Annotated in this window: 19 protein-coding genes; 11 read left to right on the forward strand and 8 right to left on the reverse strand. The window is 51.7% G+C overall.

Going from position 1 to position 18,902, the window contains the following annotated elements:
* Positions 1-8: 8 nt before the first annotated feature.
* The gene (locus ALO_RS02645; protein ID WP_004092580.1) at positions 9-773 is read left to right on the forward strand and encodes a GntR family transcriptional regulator; all 765 of its coding nucleotides are present in this window, start codon (positions 9-11) and stop codon (positions 771-773) included.
* A gap of 70 nt (positions 774-843) precedes the next feature.
* Here the strand turns inward: ALO_RS02645 and ALO_RS02650 are convergent, their stop codons facing one another.
* The 6 genes from ALO_RS02650 to ALO_RS02675 all read right to left on the reverse strand — a co-directional run bounded on the left by ALO_RS02650 (position 844) and on the right by ALO_RS02675 (position 8,381).
* Positions 844-1,449: a TetR/AcrR family transcriptional regulator gene (locus ALO_RS02650; RefSeq protein ID WP_004092581.1), complete on the reverse strand. Its 606-nt coding sequence runs from the start codon at positions 1,447-1,449 to the stop codon at positions 844-846.
* Between the two features lie 148 nt (positions 1,450-1,597).
* Positions 1,598-2,635, reverse strand: coding sequence for an ABC transporter substrate-binding protein (locus tag ALO_RS02655; protein WP_004092582.1), 1,038 nt, complete (start codon positions 2,633-2,635; stop codon positions 1,598-1,600).
* A gap of 31 nt (positions 2,636-2,666) precedes the next feature.
* Positions 2,667-3,452, reverse strand: a complete 786-nt coding sequence (locus ALO_RS02660; RefSeq protein WP_004092583.1) for an ABC transporter ATP-binding protein — start codon at positions 3,450-3,452, stop codon at positions 2,667-2,669.
* A gap of 10 nt (positions 3,453-3,462) precedes the next feature.
* Positions 3,463-4,521 (reverse strand): FecCD family ABC transporter permease, encoded by a 1,059-nt coding sequence (locus ALO_RS02665; protein ID WP_004092584.1) that lies wholly within the window; start codon positions 4,519-4,521, stop codon positions 3,463-3,465.
* A gap of 100 nt (positions 4,522-4,621) precedes the next feature.
* Positions 4,622-6,349 (reverse strand): ABC transporter ATP-binding protein, encoded by a 1,728-nt coding sequence (locus ALO_RS02670; protein WP_004092585.1) that lies wholly within the window; start codon positions 6,347-6,349, stop codon positions 4,622-4,624.
* A gap of 118 nt (positions 6,350-6,467) precedes the next feature.
* Positions 6,468-8,381, reverse strand: coding sequence for a TonB-dependent receptor plug domain-containing protein (locus tag ALO_RS02675; protein WP_004092587.1), 1,914 nt, complete (start codon positions 8,379-8,381; stop codon positions 6,468-6,470).
* A 432-nt stretch (positions 8,382-8,813) separates the two neighbouring features.
* On the opposite strand from ALO_RS02675, the gene ALO_RS02680 reads away from it, so the two are divergent.
* The 3 genes from ALO_RS02680 (at position 8,814) to ALO_RS23720 (ending at position 11,262) form a co-directional block, all read left to right on the forward strand.
* On the forward strand, positions 8,814-9,029 hold the full coding sequence (locus tag ALO_RS02680; protein WP_040292564.1) for a FeoA family protein: 216 nt from the start codon (positions 8,814-8,816) through the stop codon (positions 9,027-9,029).
* Positions 9,030-9,100: 71 nt separating this feature from the next.
* Positions 9,101-11,113, forward strand: coding sequence for a ferrous iron transport protein B (feoB, locus tag ALO_RS02685; RefSeq protein ID WP_004092592.1), 2,013 nt, complete (start codon positions 9,101-9,103; stop codon positions 11,111-11,113).
* Positions 11,110-11,262 carry a FeoB-associated Cys-rich membrane protein gene (locus tag ALO_RS23720; protein ID WP_072031803.1) on the forward strand — a complete coding sequence of 51 codons (153 nt, stop codon included), beginning with the start codon at positions 11,110-11,112 and terminating at the stop codon, positions 11,260-11,262. The genes feoB and ALO_RS23720 overlap by 4 nt, the downstream gene beginning before the upstream one ends.
* 52 nt (positions 11,263-11,314) lie before the next feature.
* Here ALO_RS23720 and ALO_RS02690 read toward each other — a convergent pair whose 3' ends face one another.
* A complete protein-coding gene (locus ALO_RS02690) occupies positions 11,315-12,685 on the reverse strand; it encodes an urease accessory protein UreH domain-containing protein (protein ID WP_004092593.1) in 1,371 nt (456 codons plus the stop codon).
* Between the two features lie 7 nt (positions 12,686-12,692).
* Positions 12,693-12,863 (reverse strand): hypothetical protein, encoded by a 171-nt coding sequence (locus ALO_RS22305; protein WP_004092595.1) that lies wholly within the window; start codon positions 12,861-12,863, stop codon positions 12,693-12,695.
* An 89-nt stretch (positions 12,864-12,952) separates the two neighbouring features.
* On the opposite strand from ALO_RS22305, the gene ALO_RS20665 reads away from it, so the two are divergent.
* From ALO_RS20665 to ALO_RS02730, 7 genes are all read left to right on the forward strand, one after another.
* Entirely contained in the window at positions 12,953-13,570 is a 618-nt protein-coding gene (locus ALO_RS20665; RefSeq protein WP_004092597.1) for a hypothetical protein, read from the forward strand.
* Between the two features lie 227 nt (positions 13,571-13,797).
* Complete coding sequence (locus ALO_RS02705; RefSeq protein ID WP_004092608.1) at positions 13,798-15,033, forward strand: LL-diaminopimelate aminotransferase; 1,236 nt, start codon at positions 13,798-13,800, stop codon at positions 15,031-15,033.
* A 246-nt stretch (positions 15,034-15,279) separates the two neighbouring features.
* The gene (locus tag ALO_RS02710) at positions 15,280-15,954 is read left to right on the forward strand and encodes a B3/4 domain protein (protein WP_004092609.1); all 675 of its coding nucleotides are present in this window, start codon (positions 15,280-15,282) and stop codon (positions 15,952-15,954) included.
* 52 nt (positions 15,955-16,006) lie between these two features.
* Complete coding sequence (locus ALO_RS02715) at positions 16,007-17,314, forward strand: 4Fe-4S binding protein (RefSeq protein WP_004092620.1); 1,308 nt, start codon at positions 16,007-16,009, stop codon at positions 17,312-17,314.
* Positions 17,315-17,323: 9 nt separating this feature from the next.
* Positions 17,324-17,920, forward strand: a complete 597-nt coding sequence (locus ALO_RS02720; RefSeq protein ID WP_040292566.1) for a DNA-3-methyladenine glycosylase I — start codon at positions 17,324-17,326, stop codon at positions 17,918-17,920.
* A 14-nt stretch (positions 17,921-17,934) separates the two neighbouring features.
* Positions 17,935-18,636 (forward strand): MCP four helix bundle domain-containing protein, encoded by a 702-nt coding sequence (locus ALO_RS02725; RefSeq protein WP_004092624.1) that lies wholly within the window; start codon positions 17,935-17,937, stop codon positions 18,634-18,636.
* 4 nt (positions 18,637-18,640) lie between these two features.
* On the forward strand, positions 18,641-18,889 hold the full coding sequence (locus ALO_RS02730; protein ID WP_004092626.1) for a hypothetical protein: 249 nt from the start codon (positions 18,641-18,643) through the stop codon (positions 18,887-18,889).
* Positions 18,890-18,902: the final 13 nt, after the last annotated feature.

Genomic DNA, 18,902 nt, shown 5'->3' on the forward strand with positions numbered 1-18,902 from the left:
AGCTGCCATTGCAGTACGATGATCAATTAATGATTTTAAAAGAGCAGGCTTTGGGTGACGGCCAGGTCTACTCTATGCTGCGCCGCGCCATTGTGGAGCTGTATTTACAGCCGGGCGCTATTTTGAGCATCAAGGATATTTGCGAGCACTTTGCCATAGGCCGATCGCCGGTGCGCGATGCTCTGGTGAGGCTGGATCAGGAAGGGCTGGTGACCTTGCTGCCTCAGCGGGGTACCATGATTTCCCGCATCGATTTTTCCCGGGTGAAACAGGAACGGTTTTTGCGCCTGGCGGTAGAGGAAGAAGTCATGAAGCTGTTTATGGCCTGTCACACACCCTCGGATATTGCGCTGCTGCAGGAGACGCTGGGTCGGCAGCAGGATTTGTACGACAGCAGGGAGATGGACATCCGCCGCTTCTTCTGGCTCGACGAGGAATTTCATCAGACTTTTTACGCAGCGACGGATAAACTGTTCTGTCTGCAAGCCGTTCAGGGTCTGGGAGGCCATTACCGCCGCATACGACTGTTAACCTGTGGTGACCGGGACATTTTGCAGGAGATTTTGCGTCAGCACAATGGGCTTTTGCATGCCTTACAGACCCGGGACACCGAACTGATGTGCAACATTTTCCAGCGTCATTTGCACGAGTTAGACCTGGAGGAGGAGTTGATCGTGAAAAAATATCCTCATCTGTTCCATAGCGGCGCCGGTCAGGAACCCCGCAATCTCCTGTGGCGAGCCGATTACCTGCAAACGTTAAAAAATCAGTGACGAATCTACTGCCTGGGACACAAAGACGGCAACCGGTTCAAAAAACCGGGAGCCGTCTTTTGATATTCTGTCATGGCTCTTGCGCCGACACCTCTTCCAGATAAATACTGCCGGCAGGAGTATCGAACAGACTTTCCAACAGTCTTTCGGCAATCCTTCGCTTATGTTTCATAACATCAGGATTGGATTCATGGCCAAATTCCAGAGGAGAACTGGCCTCCAGGAGAGAACCGATAATGCCGCTGAAAAAGCCGAGAGTCTCATCCATGCGGGTCACCTGGGTGGCGCCGGCCTGATTGCAGTGCTCCAGAATTTGTACCAGAAGGGGCTTAGTGCTGATATGGGTTTGCCGCCAGAGCCGGTTGATCAGGACGCCCTGATTTTCCCGGTACAGCACCTTGCCCAGCAGTCCGATGCTGCCGGTATAATGCAGTTTATAAAAATGGTTCACAAATAATTGCAGCTGCTCCAGGGGCGCAGTCTGGTCCCATTCGGTTTTTTGAACCGCCGTCATCATATGTTTTATATGATGGGCGATAATGGCTTCCAGAACAGCCTCTTTTGACGCAAAATAATAATAGAATGTTCCCTGGGCCACGCCGACTTTTTTGACGATATCACTGATTAGAGTTTGCTGATAGCCCTGGGACAGGAACAGTTCAAGGGCGGTATCCATCAACTCTGCCTGGCGCTCCTGGGGATCTTTCGTAACTCTGGCGATGGGGAACACCTCGCTTTGTGACTGACTGAAATCAGTTTACATTGTAAGATAAACAGGAATATGTTGTCAAGCCAGCCTGAAGCAGTATTTGGCAAAGCCGGAGTTAGAAAGAAATGTGGGGATACAATGCGCGGGCGATCTTTTCTATAGTGTCGACTGTGCGTACGCCGCCGTTATTGACGGTGAAAAACGGCAGGCTGATGATCCTGCCTTCGCGGATGGCGCGCATGTTTTGCAGTTCGTTGATTTCCCCCAGTTCGGCCAGCGCCTCCGCCTCGGTTAGATTAGAGACAAGGCCTTGGCGGCTCAGCGATACATAAATAATAACATCCGGATCAAAGGCCAGCACCTGTTCCGCCCCTATCAGGAAGGCCGGGTTTTGGCAAAGATTTATGCCGCCGGCGGTATCGATCATATGACTGATCAGGTAACTTTTATCATACAGGGAAAAAATGCCGTTTAAATGGTTTTGCACCACCAGGACGGTTTTCCTTTGCGGTATGTTTTGGACCGCCTGCCGGACGCGAGCCACCCGCTGCCGCAGATTTTTGATATAGAGCTCGGTTTTTTCCTGTATATTAAACATCCTGCCGACAGAGTCGAGACAGGCGTAGACTGTATTCTCCAGGGTGGGTTGGCGTTTGGTCAGTGTGTTGGGCATAATGTATGTGGCTACACCCCGCCTGTGCCAGGTGGCTGCCTCGCCCAGGATCGTATCGGTAAAGTGGTGGGGCCAGCCGATAATCAGATCGGGCTGAGCCACCAGCATTTCTTCCCGGGAAGGAACAAATGGGGCCTGCATCACAGTGACTTTGCTGTATTTTTCCTGCAGTCGGGCCAGAGGAACGCCATAAGGCGCTACCGTGGAATGGATCCGGTCCTCCAGATCCAGTTCCAGCAGCAATTCGGTGGCGCTGGGATGTGTAATGATCACTCTCCCGGGTGGTTGCTTCACAGTGACAGCCAGCGGATTTTCAGCGGCGTCAAAATTCATGATGGTCACCGGATAGCCGTCAGCCTGGTTTGAGGCCGCAGACAGAGGGGGAGAGGAGGGGGCGTCGGGGTGACTGCAGCCGGCCGCAGTAAGAGCCGGCAGGAAGCAAAGGAAGAGATAGAAGGGCAGCAGGATCTTTTTTTGCATAATGAACTCCTCTTCTTTGAAAAAAGGTTTGTTATATTGCAGCTCCTACGGGATGCCCCGGACAATAGACAATGGAGAGGTATCCTGTAGCCGGGTTTTTGTAAATGCTGCAGTCAATCTCATACACATCCCGCACCAGTTCCGGGGTAAGAATTTGATCCGGCGGCCCGGAAGCCGCTAATTTTCCGCCTTTTAGCACATACACTGTATCGCAGTACATGCAGGCCAGGTTCAGGTCGTGCAGAGCCGCCAGCACGCCAATCCCCAGGGATTTCACAATCGATAGCAATTGCAGCTGATATTTGATATCCAAATGGTTGGTTGGTTCATCCAGCACCAGAATCTGGGGTTGCTGGGCCAGGGTACGGGCCAGAATAATGCGCTGCTTTTCACCTCCGGACAGGGAGGTGAAACTGCGGTCAGCGTAGTCTTCCATGCCAACCTGGCGCAGGGCCTCCCAGGCAATGGCATAATCCTCGGGTTGATCAGTCGATAAGGCAGTTTTATGAGGGGTTCGGCCCAGCATCACTATTTCAAATACCGTAAGGTCAAAATTGAGATGGTTAAACTGGCTTACTACTCCCAGGGCTTTGGCTGATTCGCTCAGTTTTAATTCCTGCAGGTTTTCCCCCCCCAGCAGGATCGTGCCGCTGGTGGGTTTGATTACCCGGTAGGCAGTGCGCAGCAAGGTTGACTTGCCGCTGCCGTTGGGGCCCAGCAGGCCGACAAACTCCCCTTTTTTTACTGACAGGGAAATATCCTTCACGATGTTGTTCCGGCACAGGTCAACCCTGACCTGATCCAACAGTAAATCCATGGCGATTCTCCTATCTGTTGTTAAAGCTATATGATTGTTTCCATAAGATGTACATGAAAAAGGGGCCACCAATCAGGGCGGTGATGATGCCGAGGGGCACCTCGCCGCTGGCGAGAGCGGTGCGGGCCAGCACGTCCGCCCAGGTTAAAAACAGCGCCCCCGCTAAAATAACGGCCGGAGTCAGTCTTTTGTGATCAGAGCCGGCCAGACCGCGCATAATGTGGGGGACTACAAACGCCACAAAGCCGATGACCCCGCAGGAGGCTACGATCAAACCGGTCATCAGGGCCGTAATAGTAAAATAGATTCGCCGGACATGCGCAGCGTCAATCCCCAGAGTGACGGCTGTCTCTTCCCCCAGCAGCAAAGCATTCAAGGTACGGTGCTGAGACAGGAAAAACAGGCAAGACACAGTGACCGCAAGGGCCGGCAGGAGAAGAGAAGGCCATTTGGCGGCGGCCAATGAGCCCATGGTCCAGAAGGCTACCGTGCGGATTCCTTCGGCGCTGCCAGCGGCATAGATGATAAAGTTGGCGGCGGCGGTGAATAAAGTGTTGGCAATAGCGCCGGCCAGGACCATTTTAACCGAGGATAGCGGCCCGCCGCCAGACAGCAGTATGACGAGCAAAGAGGCGACAGCTGCACCGGTAAAGGCCCAAAAGGGAATTCCGAAAGCCGAGGCGCCGACCAGAATGGCAAACACGGCGCCCAGGGAGGCGCCGGAGGATATGCCCAGAATATAAGGCTCGGCCAGGGGATTTTGCAGAGAAGCCTGCATCACTGCGCCGCACAGGGCCAATCCTGCCCCGGTTACGGCAGCCATCAGGACCCGGGGAAGGCGAAGCTGCCAAATGATGTCCGCATGGACGGGGGAGAACTGGTGAACAGTATCTCCGCCAGCCCAGGTCCATATTTTATACAGGATGATATGACAGGCCTCCGCCGGGCTGATTGGCACTATGCCGACGCAAACAGCCAGTAAAATGGACAAAACCACCGCTGCGCCTAATCCCGCTAATACCATGTTGAAAGAATGCCGTTGCCGCATGAGGGTATCAAACTTTGTCATAACAGATCTCCCATTTCTATTGGATATTGTAACACTTTCCTCTAAAGAGTGTGTTTTAAATTCATCTTGGGCCTCGAATCCGGGCCTTTTCAACGTCCCCCTAAATGATTTGGCAAGCGCACAGCCGCGCATACAACCCGCCCTGGCTAAGCAGGTTCTCATGGGTGCCCTGCTCCACAATTTTGGTCTGGTCCAGGACCAGAATCTTATGAGCCCGGCGCACGGTAGAGAGACGGTGGGCGATGACCAGCAGGGTGCGATTGCCGGCCAGCTGCTGGATCGCTGCCTGAATTTCCGCTTCAGAGGCCTGGTCCACCGAGGCTGTAGCCTCATCCAGAATCAATACCGGAGTATTGCGCAGCAGAGCCCGGGCGATAGCCAGCCGTTGCTTTTGCCCGCCGGACAAAAGCACGCCCCGTTCCCCCACGAGGGAATCATAGCCCTGGGGAAGTGTGCTGATGAAATCATGGATACAGGCGCGGCGGGCTGCTTCCATCATTTCTTCCCGGGTGGCGCCGGCCTTGCCATAGGCGATATTTTCAGCGATGGTGCCATTAAACAGAAAAACGTCCTGGGATACCACACTGATCTGATTGCGCAGGGAGGCCAGGGAAATATCCCGCAGATCCAGTCCGTCCAATTTTACTTGGCCGGCTTCGGGATCGTAAAGACGGGCTAAAAGGGAAGCGACGGTTGTTTTGCCTGCACCGGTAGGACCCACCAGCGCCACCATTTGACCGGGTAATATTTCAAAGGAGATATTATCCAAAACCGGCCCCTTTTCGTCATAGCTAAAGCGAACATTGGCAAAGGAGAGGCGTCCCTGGGCGGCGGTTAATTCAACGGCATCCGGTTTGTCTTTAATTGTTGCATCAGCGGCCAGCAGGGCATACACCCGCTCGGCGCTGGCGCCGGCCTGCAGCAGGCTGTCCACGGAAATGACCAGCGTAGTGACCGGAGTATAGAACAGGCTGAGATACAGCAGGAAGCGCACGATATCGCCGATGCTCAGAGCCCCGTCCAGAGCCATTGCGCCGCCGATTCCGACCACGATGACCGTTCCGGCGGACAGTATGCTTTCCACAATTGGATGGTACATGCCGCTCAGCCAGGCGACGCTCATGACCGCATCCCGCCATTGACAGGTCTGGGCGCGAAATTTTTCCGAGGCGCTTTCCTGGCGGCCGAACAGGTGGATTTCTCGCAGTCCGGCCAGGTTATCATGCAAAACCGCACTCATGTCTCCCAGCCGGGCCTGGTGCAGGCTGTAGGCCGGGTAAATTTTTTTGCCGTAACGCAGGCTGAATAGCAGGATCAGAGGCAGGGGCAGAAAGGTCAGCAGAGTAAGCAAGGGGCTGATCCAGAGAAGTAATACGGCTACCCCCGCCACAATCAGCACGCTGCTGAGAATATTGGGAATGGCATGGGCAATCAGTATCTCAAACTGGGCCGTGTCGTTGATAACCCGGCTCATGAGCTGGCCGGTCTGCTTGTCATTGTAGTAGCGCAGCGATAATTTCTGCAAGTGGTCATGGACTCTGGCCCGCATTTCCGCCACGATGTTCCAGGCCGCATAATGCGCCAAGTAATCACCGGTCAGGCGAAAAATTGCCCGTCCGGCAAAAGTGGCCAGCAGCAAGAGGGCCAGGTCCCGCACCCGGGGAATGTCCCCCTGACTAAAGCTTCCTGTTAGCAGATCGATCAACTTGCTGATCAGGTCGGGGCCAATGAGATTCATGGCGGTACAGGCGATAATGCTTGCCACTGCGCCGGCGAGAGGCCGGTAGTATGTTTTGGCTTCATAGATGAGTTGCCAAATCGGTCGCATCAATGGTATCCTCCGGTATTTAGTTTATGTGGGTTTACGGCAGGGCGCAGACCGGTCTGAAGAACAGGGGGGAAGGGAGCTTGTCCGCAGGCAATCCCCCTTCCCTGTTGCTTATTTGTTAGATTTTGTGTTCCAAGCCGGCATAGATGCTCCGGGCCGGCATGGGATAATCTCCCGGCAGGCCGCTCCAAATGGTGCCCAATAATTCATAGGATCGATTGGTCAGGTTGTATCCTTTAACGTACAGGCGAGTGTCGGGGTCCATTTGGTAATTGACCGTCATATCCACTGTCAGGTAGGAACGGCTGGTAAAGGCGCTGAGATCCCGGCCGGTGGCGCTTTTTAAAGTCAGGCCGCCGCTCCATTTATCCTGGTCGTACCCCAGGTTCAGGCGATAGCCGTTGGGCTGGCTGTTACGGGGGTCCGAGGCATAATCGGCTGCATCTTCCTTGCGCTGGATCTGCACATAGGAATAGCCGGCGGAGGCGCTCCATTGGGACGACAGCTGCCGGGATAGATTCAGGTCGAATCCCTGGCGCTTCTCCCGATTCACATTGATATATTTAGTGTAGGAAGTGCCGGTTCCTTCCCAGTCTTTCCACTCCCAGTCCAGAGCATCCTCAATCCGGCTTTGGTAGGCGGTGGCGCTCAGTTTCAGCCCGGCTAACTCAGTGTTCATGCCTACGGTTACGGTTTGGCCGGTCTCAGGGCGCAGGTCCGGGTTTCCTTTCCAAAATTCTGTATTGCTGAAGAGCTGGGCCATGGTTGGGTTTTTGACATATTGGCCCCAGGAGGTGTAGATATTGGTTGTGGCGTTGATTTCCCGGTTGACCGACACCCGGGATGTGGCGCGACCGCCGATAACGTTGTGGTCATCATAACGTGCGCCCAGGGACAAGGTCCAGTTGGAGGGAAGCTCCCAGCGGTTTTCGGCAAACAGGGCTGTGGTAGTGTGGCTTTTGTCAATAGAGGCTCCATCGTTCAGCCGGTCTTGACGCCATTCGGTGCCGCCCACCAAAGTGTGGCTGGAATTCAGTTTCCAGCTTTGCTGCCAGTTTGCGCCGGTGGCCTCCAGGTCATAGAATCCTGCCAGTGAATTATAGTAATTGCCTTCGGATTGGTTGTGATAAACCCGCAGTGAGTTCTCGCTGCCTGTATCCCGGCTCCACTGATAGGTCAATGCCAGGTTGTTGTCGGTGGTGACTGCATAACCGCCGGGATATGCTACACTGCCGTCAGTTTTTATGTAGCCGCCGAAGCCAAATTCATCTTCCATTCTTTCCACCTGCAGGGAAAGGGAGCGGTCGCCTGAGAGCTCCTTGTCCAGGCGCAGAGAGTACAGCTTCCGGTCAAATTGGCTGTCTGGATGGGTTTTGACAGTGCCGGAAGCAGCGTCCTTATATTCAAAATTGTCCTGCTTGGAGTGTTCGGCGGTCAACAGGTAGCTGATGCTGCCTTCCGCTCCTTCCGTGCGCAGGTTGTAGCGACGGGACCCCCAGCTGCCGAATTCGGCGTTTACAGCGGTTTGAACCGTGTCGGCTTTGCGGGTGATGATGTTGATAACCCCGCCCACTGCATCGCTGCCATAGAGGGAAGAGGCTGCCCCCCGGACAATCTCAATACGCTCGATGTTGGACACCGGCAGCAGATTCAGATTCATGCCGGCATAGTCGTTGCCGCTGATCACCAAGTGCTGCCAGTTCATGCGGCGGCCATCTACCAGGATTAGCACCCGGTCATCCCCGTTGAGCTGCAGCACGCTGCTGAAGTTGTTTTGCTGCAGGTTTACATCCGAGTGCTTTAAAATATCCGGGACACTGGTGTAGCCGCCTTTTTCGATCTCCTCCCGGGTGATGACGGTAACCTTGGCGGCAGTTTCCGTGGGTTTAAGGGGGATGCGATTGGCGGTCACAACGAATTCATTCACGGTATCGTTTTGCTCCGTGTTCGCGTCAGCTGAAACTGCCTGAGTCATACTTAGCAACAGCACGGTGCTGACGAGGGAGCATAATAATTTGGACTGTTTGTTCATGCGTCAGAAAACTCCTTTCAGTATATTGCTGAATGATTAGATTTGATGACTAAACTCAGCCACTAAACAAAACACCTCCTTACAAGGATTTTTATTTAGACCATTACTGACTGACATCGGTCAGCGATAATCTAAATGATGTTGATAATCAAAATCATTTAGATTATATCTTGCTGAAGAATTCTAGTCAATATGATTTTGGCTGGCTTTACAGCCTGGAGTTTTTTTCTGTAGTTTTTCAAAAGAAAGGGGGGAGATATTGACAAAGTAACAAATCGTCATTATTATTATAGTGATGATGAAAATGAAAATCAGTATCACAGACTATCAGAAATAACCATATTTCAAAGTGATATAAATTTTAGTAGTCCGTCGGTCAGCGCAGCCATGAAGATCGTCGGCCAAGAAGGGTTTGTGCAAAAGGAGATGCTCATGATGTCATTGGCAAAAGGAAAACTGAATACACCTTATACAGTCCATAGCATTAATACGACCCAGGACGATCTTAGACAATTCTTATTTACCCTAGGCTGTTATCCCGGCGAAAGAGTGACCATTATTTCCAAGTTGCCGGCAAACTACATCATTAATATCAAAGATGCCAGGTACAGTATCGACGAGGATTTGGCCAACGCCATCATGATATAGGCAGTTTTACTTAGAAAAAAGAGTAATTGGCTGAATGCTGATTATACCTAAGGATAAAGAGGAGGAAGACCATGAAAATTGCTTTAGCGGGAAATCCTAATAGCGGCAAAACAACATTGTTTAACGCGATTACGGGTAGAGTGGAGCATGTGGGAAATTGGCCCGGGGTGACTGTGGAGAAAAAAGAAGGCGATGTTAAACAGAACCTGAACCCGAAAAAAGAAAATCTGACTGTGGTAGACTTGCCCGGCGCTTACTCCATGTCGCCGTATACCAGTGAAGAATCGATCACGCGAGAGTTTGTCCTCACTGAAAAACCTGACGTTATCATCAATATTGTGGATACCGCCAATTTAAACCGGAGTTTGTTCTTTACCACGCAATTATTGGAATTGGGAATACCTGTTGTTATTGCACTTAATAAGAGTGATCTGACTGAAACCAAAGGAATTACCATTGATATTCAAGGCTTGAGCGACGCGCTGAAATGCCCCGTCATAAAGACTGTGGCGACAGCATCAGTTAACAATGGTTTGCCGGAATTGATCGATGCGGCTATAACCGTCGGCAAGTCGGGCCGGAAGCAAGTTTCCCCGAAAATTAGCGGTGCGCAAAACGCTGCCGATGAGCAACAGGCTGCCAAGGCGGATGAAAAACGGTATGCGTTTGTCAATGAAATTGCGGCGGAAGTAGAAAGAAGAAAGCTCAGTTCGGAACAACAAACCGTTCAGGATTCGGTCGACCGGATCATTGCTCACAAGTGGCTGGGAATTCCAATTTTTGCCGCAGTCATTTGGTTTGTATTTTCCGTTTCCCAGACCTGGGTCGGGCCATGGTTTGCCGACACCTTTGTGGGCTGGATCGATTTGCTGTATGAAAGCGTAGCCGAGTTGCTGGGCGAAGATGTAAATCCGGTGATAAGCGCGTTGCTGCTTGACGGTATCATTGGCGGCGTAGGTGCAGTTATTGGATTTTTGCCGCTGATCATGGTTCTGTTCTTTTGTCTGGCACTGTTGGAAGATTGTGGCTATATGGCCCGTGTCGCCGTTATTATGGACAGATTCCTGAAAAAGGTAGGTTTGTCCGGTCGCTCGATCATTCCGATGGTCGTCGGCACCGGTTGCGGTATCCCCGGCGTTATGGCTACCAGGACTATAAAAAATGAAAGACAAAGACGCACCACGGCAATGTTAGCCACATTTATGCCTTGCGGAGCCAAACTTCCTATCATCGCTCTTTTCGCCGGCGTATTTTTTGGCGACAACAGCTGGGTAGGGACCTCAATGTATTTTCTGGGCATTATCGTCATTATTTTTGGCGCCTTGATTGTCAGAAAAATCACTGGTGACTATTCCCAGTCCTATTTTATCATGGAGCTTCCCGAATACCGCTTTCCCAGCATCAAGCGAGCCGTCATCTCCATGCTGATGCGGGCAAAGGCTTTCATTGTCAAAGCAGGTACGATCATTTTGGTTTGCAATGCTGCGGTGCAAATATTACAGACCTTTGACTGGGAACTTCAGGTCGTAGCGGAAAGCGCGCCGGAGACGAGCATTCTGGCCGGCATTGCCACACCCCTGGCAATTCTGTTTATCCCACTGGGTTTTGGCCTGTGGCAGTTTGCAGCAGCGGCTGTAACCGGATTTATCGCCAAGGAAAATGTGGTGGGGACCTTAGCCGTTTGCTTCGGCATCACGAACTTTATTGATACGGAGGAATTGGCCCTCGTAGGTAGCGGCGCGGAAGTCAGTTCGGTCTTTGGCATCACTGCGGTAGCCGGTCTCTCTTATCTGGTGTTTAATCTCTTTACGCCGCCTTGCTTTGCGGCTATCGGCGCCATGAATTCCGAACTGGAATCCCGCAAGTGGCTGGCAGGTGCTATTGCCTTCCAACTGGGCACCGGTTATGTGTTGGCTTTCCTGGTTTACCAGATTGGTACTTTCATGACGACCGGGTCGGTAGGAGAAGGCTTTGCCGGAGGGTTTATCGCGGTGGCGGCTATCGTAGCGGCAGTTGTCTACCTTATGAATAAAGGCGGTAAACAGACGGAAACCGTAGCGGAAATGGGATCGGCCAAAATATGAGCACGGCAGATGTTATTGTAATTGGCATAATCGCTGGAATCCTCTCTCTTGCCATCTACAAAATTGTCAAGGACAAAAAAAGGGGAGTAAAGTGTCCGGGTTGCGGTGAATGCGGTGCCAGCTCCCATAAAAACTCATGTAAACAATAACAAAAAACCTTCTCCACGACATTGCTGGAGAAGGTTTTTGTTATTTTCTTGCCTAGCCGCGAACGCAGCATGAGCCGCTGCATCCGCCGGAAGACGGCAAAGGTTTTTCCTCGGACACATCTATGGCGGCTAAATCGTCTACTACTTTAAATACACCCCGGATCATGCCCATCCAGCAACTGAAATTGATTTCTTTTTCGTTGAGGGGCATGAATTCTACGGTGTTTTCACCGGGTTCCAAGGGCTTTTCAATATGCAGCGCCGGTATGATGATGGCGTTGTTGCAGGCATTGAGCTGTTCCCCGTCAATGATCCATTGTACCGGCAATCCTTTTTGCAGATAGAGGATACCGGGGACATAGCCCTGGCGGTTGGCCGCCATATGGATTATCTGGACGCCGTCTTTGATTTCGGCTTTGATGGCCGCTGTTTGCCGGGTGGTATTGGCGCGGAAGAAGCTCAGGCCGGGTAGCTCCATTCCGGACAGGGCCAGACCCCGGTCGGCCATAATGAGGCCCAGAGCAAGAACCAGTACGCCGCTGAATTTTACGATTTTCTGGCTGTGGCCTTTGCTCAGGAATCCGCTTAGAGAACCAATAGTCAGCATGAAAGGCACTGTGCCCAAAGCGAAGAAAAACATGGCGGTTGCTCCGTTGACCGCGCTGCCAGTGCCCAAAGCGTAAAGCTGCATCGTCTGCAAAGGACCGCAGGGCATGAGTCCATTTAAACATCCGACGACAAAGGGGCTCCGCCGGGTAGTTTGGACGGCATACCCGGACCAGGGCCAGCGGATGCTGAACCTTTTAAATGGGGACAACCCGGCCATATTGAGGCCCATCAGGATCATAAATAATCCGGCGAAAAGGGTAATACCCGCTTTCATCGCCAAAGTGAGAGAAAATACCGAGCCTAGGGCGCCTGCGGCTCCCCCCAGCAAGGTATAAGAGAGAATGCGGCCGATATTATAGGCTAAAGCCGGCAGCGTCCCCGGTTGCCCGCCGGCTTCTTGGCGGATACTTTGCGAAAGCATCAAACCGCCGCACATTCCTATACAGTGCAGGGAAGTTAGAGCGCCGATACTGAATAACACAAAATAGGAAACATTATTCTGGAGCTGGGAGTCAATATCATAGGCGTCAGTGAGGTTACCCAGAAGGAAGATGGCGGTGAAGATCAGCAAAAGGCCGAGGAGTTTCCCATACCTCGGTGCTTTGCCAATGCTGTAACCGGACTTCTCAATAGCTGCGGCAAACATGGCGTTGTCCGCCAGCGCCGGGTCATAGGTCACGGTTACCTCAGCCGCGGCAAAACTGGCCCTTGCCATCAACACACCGTTCAAATTTTTCAAGGCGTTTTCTATCCGGCCTTCACAAGCTGTGCAATGCATGTCTTTGACAGGGATTGTTATGCTGCGTAAACTCATAAATATCTCAATACCTCCCCTTATCTTTTGTGGGGTTCTCCCCGGCCATTTCATTTGCAAGCGTTTTATTCCTATTTTGCCTTATCCCACCGTGAAAAGCAACGGTTACTTGCAACGAATTATATTCTGGGAAGCAAAGAAAATTCTTTTTTGCTTCTTTTTGTTTCCAGGCCGCCATTTTGTAAACCTTCGCTATAAATTACCGGGATTGGGCTGATGAAAGTTTTGAAACACTAAGATAGAAGAATAGAAGAAAGGAGAATCTGTATGGAAAAAAAATCATCCAGGCATAAATTTCTCCGACGCAAAATGAAACGCTATGCCGCGACAGTTGCCGGGGCGGCGGCAGGCGCGGCTATTCTTACCGGTGCTGCATTGCCCGGTATTCCGGCTGCGACAGCTCTGGCCGCTGAACGGCCTTCTTTCGATCAGTCCCACGCAAAGACCGCCCAGGTGGTTAAACTGGATAAGAATAGCTATAAGGATCATTACAAAGATCATTATAAGGACCGTTACAAGGACCATCACAAGGAACGTCCATCGAAGGAAAAACGGCGTAACTATGGCTGGCATGAACACCGGCACAGCTGGCCCAGCTCCGATGAAAATCATGTGTTATATAAGGACGGGCGCCTTTATTACCGCAGCGATTCCAGTCGTTACTCCGACTATGCGTATTCTGTCAGCAGTCCGGTGGATTTTGTGAAAGATTATGCCTCCCGCTATGGTTTCGATCGTTACCGTGACTCCTTTACCCTTGTGTCTCAGTCAGCCAGGTCGGCCTCGGTTCAGGTCAGGCAAGACCGCACCGGACGGTTTTTCCGGGTAGATTTAGTCAGGACCTCCGGGCATGACTGGACGATAGCCAAGGTTCAGTCCCTATAAATAGTTTAGTTAAAAGCCGTTTTTACGGCTTTTTTTCTTACTTTTGCCGGTTTTGACCGGAAATTTTTCATTAGCGGGCAAAACAGGAGGACTTGCAGATTCTAATAGCGAAATATGGGTGATATATTTCGCTTCGGGAATAATATACATTATACAAATGAGCACGCCAAACGTCGCTGCATGAATTGTAGTTTCCCGATAGAGAGAAGGCTGAAAGGGGTATCGTAATGATTAGAATCAATGAAAATTATTTAAAATTGCCCGGCAGCTACTTATTTGCCGAGATTGCCCGACGGGTTACCGCGTTTAAAGAACAGAATCCGGCTGCCGATGTGATTCGTCTGGGGATCGGCGATGTGACGCTGCCCTTGCCGCCGGTGGTCATTGATGCGATGCACAAAGCGGTGGATGAGATGGCCAAGGCCGAAACCTTCCACGGATATGGCCCGGAACAAGGATATAATTTCTTGATTCAAAAGATTGCTCAGCATGATTACGCGCCTCTGGGCATTCAACTCGGCGAAGACGAAATTTTCGTCAGTGACGGGTCAAAAAGCGATACCGGCAATTTCCAGGAAATTTTCGGCACAGATATCAGGGTGGCTATGACCGATCCGGTATACCCGGTATATATCGATACCAATGTGATGGCCGGCCGTACCGGTGCATTGGGCCAGGACGGCCGTTATGCCAATATCACCTATATTCCCTGTCATGCCGGCAATCATTTTATTCCGGAGCTGCCGAAAGAAAAGGTGGATCTGATCTATCTGTGCTTCCCTAATAATCCTACCGGCACGACTCTGACTAAAGGGGAACTGAAAAAATGGGTGGATTACGCCCGGGCCAACAAGACAGTCATCCTGTTTGACGCGGCTTATGAGGCTTATATTCAGGAAAAAGATATTCCCCACAGCATCTATGAAATCGAAGGCGCCAAAGAGGTAGCCGTCGAATTCCGCACCTTCTCCAAAAACGCCGGCTTTACCGGCAACCGCTGCGCGTTTACGGTAGTGCCGAAAACCGTAATGGGCTATACGGCCGGCGGCGAGGCCTATTCGCTGAATAAATTATGGAACAGGCGCCATACAACCAAATTCAACGGTGTGCCCTACATAGTTCAAAAAGGCGCCGAAGCGGTTTATACGGATGAAGGAAGAAAACAGACCCGGGCTATGATCGATTACTACATGGCCAATGCCAAAACCATCCGTGAAGGCTTACAGAACGTCGGTCTTCAGGTCTATGGCGGGGTCAACGCCCCTTATATCTGGCTCAAAACCCCCAATAATATGGATTCATGGGCCTTTTTCGACAAGCTCCTGCACGAAGCTCATATTGTCGGTACGCCGGGAGTTGGTTTCGGCCCCAGCGGCCAGGGCTATTTCCGCTTGACCGCCTTTGGCAAGGCCGAAAACACGGCGGAAGCCATTCAAAGGATTCAAACCAGGCTGAAAGTATAAAACAGACGGTTGACAGCGGCGCGCCTTGCGGGACACAAGCAATGCGCGCCGTATTATTGCTATTGCAGGATTGTTATAGAGAAAATTAGGATGTTAGTGCTATCCTCAAGCAGTGTAAAAGTAGTATAATAATATCCGGAACCTACGGATTATGAATAAAACGGTGAATTAAGTTACCGGAATAATTTGAGGATAGACGAATCTCAATTCTATGTATGCGGCAAATGCAGGAGGTAGGTAACACACATGTTTACGATCTCGGAAGCCTGGGGCAAGACATACCCCAAAGCAAAAGTGGCGGTTATGGTCATGTCTAATATCATCAATCCCGCCCATCGGCCGGAAAATGACAAAACTCGCGAGGACATGCAAAATTTACTGCGCGCCCGTTTTTCCCGTCTGTTCCGGTCCGATTTGGTCAAACTGGGACCTGTAAAGGCCTATGATGCTTACTATAAACGATTTAACCGGATTTACGACCTTCATTATCAATTGGAGACAGTAGTGTATCAGGAACGGGGTAAGGCTAAGATCAGTCCCTTTACCGAAGTGGTTTTTACCAATGATGTCCAGAATATGCTGATTACTTACTGTCATGACGCCGATGAAATTACCGACCCGCTGGTTTTGGATGTAGCCGGTGAAGGAGTCCGTTATACCATGGATAACGGCAAAGAGTTTGAAATCCCCAAAGGGGATATGATCATCCGGGATGTACAGGGCACGATATCAAGCCTGTTTGGCGGCGCTGCTTTTCATACCCGGGTCACATCGGATACCCGGCGGGTGATGCTGGTTCTTTACGGACCTCCCGGTCTCTCTGAGCCCACTATGTATCATCACCTGTTCGATATTCATGCCGGTTTGCGCCGGTATTCGCCGGCGGCTGAGATTAATTATTTCAGGATATTAAAACGATAGAAAACGATCGCTGCGGCTTCGTACATAACATACCTGTCCGGAGGAATAAATATTGGGCCACAGATACAACCAAGACAAATATCAGTTGCTGCAGCAGCGTCTGGACCGGACGCTGACCGGAGCGCCGGCTTCGCCGGTGTTGATGCGGATTTTGCAGATGCTGTTCTCGCCGGCGGAGGCTGAGTTGGCCGCTAAGCTGCCGGGGCAGCTGACGCCGCTGGCAGTGCTGGCGCGGCGCACCGGCCTGCCGGAGCCGCAACTGGATGAGAAACTTACGGATCTGGCCGAACGAGGCCTGATCATCGACCTGGAGTATAACGGCAAGCGTTATTTTTCGCTGGCGCCGGTGGTCATCGGTTTTTTTGAATTCACCTTCATGCGCACACGGGACGAATTGCCGATGGCGGAACTGGCGGCTTTATTTGAAGAATATATGATGTCCGATGCCTCTGATTCTGCTTTTCCCCATGCGGTATTCCAAGGTGAAACTCAGATCGGACGGTCTCTGGTGCGGGAAGAGGCTCTGCCGGCTGACAGCACCGAAATTTTGGATTGGGAAAGAGCCAGCAAGGTTATTGAACAGGCCAAATCCATCGGAGTATCCTTGTGTGCCTGCCGCCATAAACAAAGCCATCTGGGACAAGCCTGCCAAGCGCCGCAGGAAGTGTGCCTGTCCATGAATTATGCCGCCGATATTCTGGTGAGACGGGGAATGGCCCGGACCGTTGGGGCAAGCGAAGCCTTGAGGATTCTGCAAAAATGTAAAGAGGCCGGACTGGCTCAGACCGGCGATAATGTGCAAAGAAATCTGTCCTATATCTGCAATTGCTGCGGCTGCTGCTGCAGTATGTTCCAGTCCGTCCGCCGCCTCCATATGCGCGGCGCCATTGTGACTTCCAACTGGCTGGCCGGCCTTGATGCCTCAAAGTGCCGCCGCTGCGGCAAATGTGTGGCCGCCTGCCCGGCAGGAGCCATTTCTTTTGTCAACCAGCCGGAAAACGGTCTCAAACCGTCAGTCATTTGCGACGAAAGCCTCTGCCTTGGCTGCGGCGTATGCCATACTGCCTGTCCGCTCGGAGCTATTAGTCTGCGGTCGCGGCCTCAGAAGGTCTATGTGCCGGAAACTGCTTTTGATAAGAATGTGGCTATGGCCATCGAACGGGGCAAAGTAGCCGAGTTATTGTTTGATCAGCCGGAGAGTCTCAGTGCCCGGGCATTGGCAAGGACGGCGACACTTTTGGAGAAATCCGGTCCGGTTCGGGCGCTGCTGGCGCTTAAACCGGTGAAATCCATATTTTTAAAAGGCTTGGTCACAGGCGCTAAAGCCCGGATGAAAGAAATCAGGCCATATATTGAGTGAGGTGATCCCATGAACCACCGATGTCAATGGGCCGGAGAAGACCCGTTGTATGTAAGGTATCATGATCAGGAATGGGGTGTTCCGGTTTATGATGACCGGAAGTTGTTTGAATTTCTGATCTTAGAGGGGGCTCAGGCCGGACTCAGCTGGATTACAGTGCTCAGAAAGCGGGAGAATTACCGTCAGGCTTTTGATGGATTTGATGCAGGCAAAATAGCTGCCTACTCTGAAACGGATCTGACCCGGCTGCTTGCGAATCCGGGGATCATCCGCAACAGGCTGAAACTGGCGGCAGCGGTGGCCAATGCCCGCGCTTATCTGGCAGTACAGGACAAGCAGGGCAATTTCAACTCTTTCATATGGAAATTTGTCGATGGAAAACCTGTGCAGAATGCCTGGGCCACCATTCAGAATGTCCCGGCAGAAACCAAACAATCCCAGGCCATGAGCAAAGAATTGTCCCGTCTGGGATTTAAATTTGTCGGTCCGACGATTTGTTACGCCTTTATGCAGGCAGTAGGCATGGTTAACGATCATGTGACCCAGTGCTTCCGCTATGAAGAAATCAGGAAAGCAGTTGAAAAAGGATCATGCTCTAAAGAATAGGAGGAGAATTGGTAATGCAGCGCAACTGGAGTATGGCAGGTAAGTTTGCCATAGGATTTGTTTTAATTATTGTTTTATTTTCAACGGCGGGATATTTTGCGGATCAGCATCTGAACGCTTCCCTGACGGCGCTTCAGGACGCCGCGAACGAGCGAGGGCAAAAGCTTCAGGCTCTCCGGGCAATGAAGCAGGCTCATCTGACAATGGAGAAGTATTCCTTTGCCATATTAAATGGGTTTGCGGACAGTAAACAGGTTGATGCTTACCGGCAGAAATACCAGGCAGAGGCGCAGGCCGTCAACCAAGCCTGGAATACCTATGAGGCCGTGGCCAAAGACGCCGGGGAAAGCCAGATCTGGGTAGACTATGCCGCGGCCCGGCAGGTTTGGCAAAAAGAACAGGATGATTTGCTGAAACTGCAGACACAGCCGCTTTCGGGTAAAGTGCTGCAGGAAATAGCTGTCCGCACGGCCCGTCATGAAGCCAGCGCCGGCCGGGATATTGAGAAATATCTCAGCGGGCTGATCAGGCACAATGAACAGACGCTGGCGGAAGAACAGGGCAAGCTCGCCGGGGACATGGACGAACTGAGATTGATCCTGGCCGGAATGACCGCCCTGATCACCCTCGTGGCAGCAGTACTGGCCGTACTGTTGGCCGGATCGGATGCTGGCGGGACAAGACGCGGCTTCAGACGTATAAACGGGATAGAATGAGACCATGAAGGTATTTGTCTGGCGGCATAACCGCAAATATCACAGTTATAGCATGATCAACGAGCCCAATGTGCACCAGGCCATGTATAATGATGCGGTGCTGGCGGTGGCAGCGGATTCGCTGGATGAAGCATATGAGATGATTGAGAGACGTAGCGAGGGCTGGGTTGTGGAAGAACTGAAGCGCCTGGAACCGAAAATTTTTGATCTGACCTGTCCTGCCGTCGTTTTTCAGGATGTAAGGGGAAGCTAGAGGAGCCCGGGGG

It is taken from the genome of Acetonema longum DSM 6540 (assembly GCF_000219125.1).
GTDB classification, from domain to species: domain Bacteria; phylum Bacillota; class Negativicutes; order Sporomusales; family Acetonemataceae; genus Acetonema; species Acetonema longum.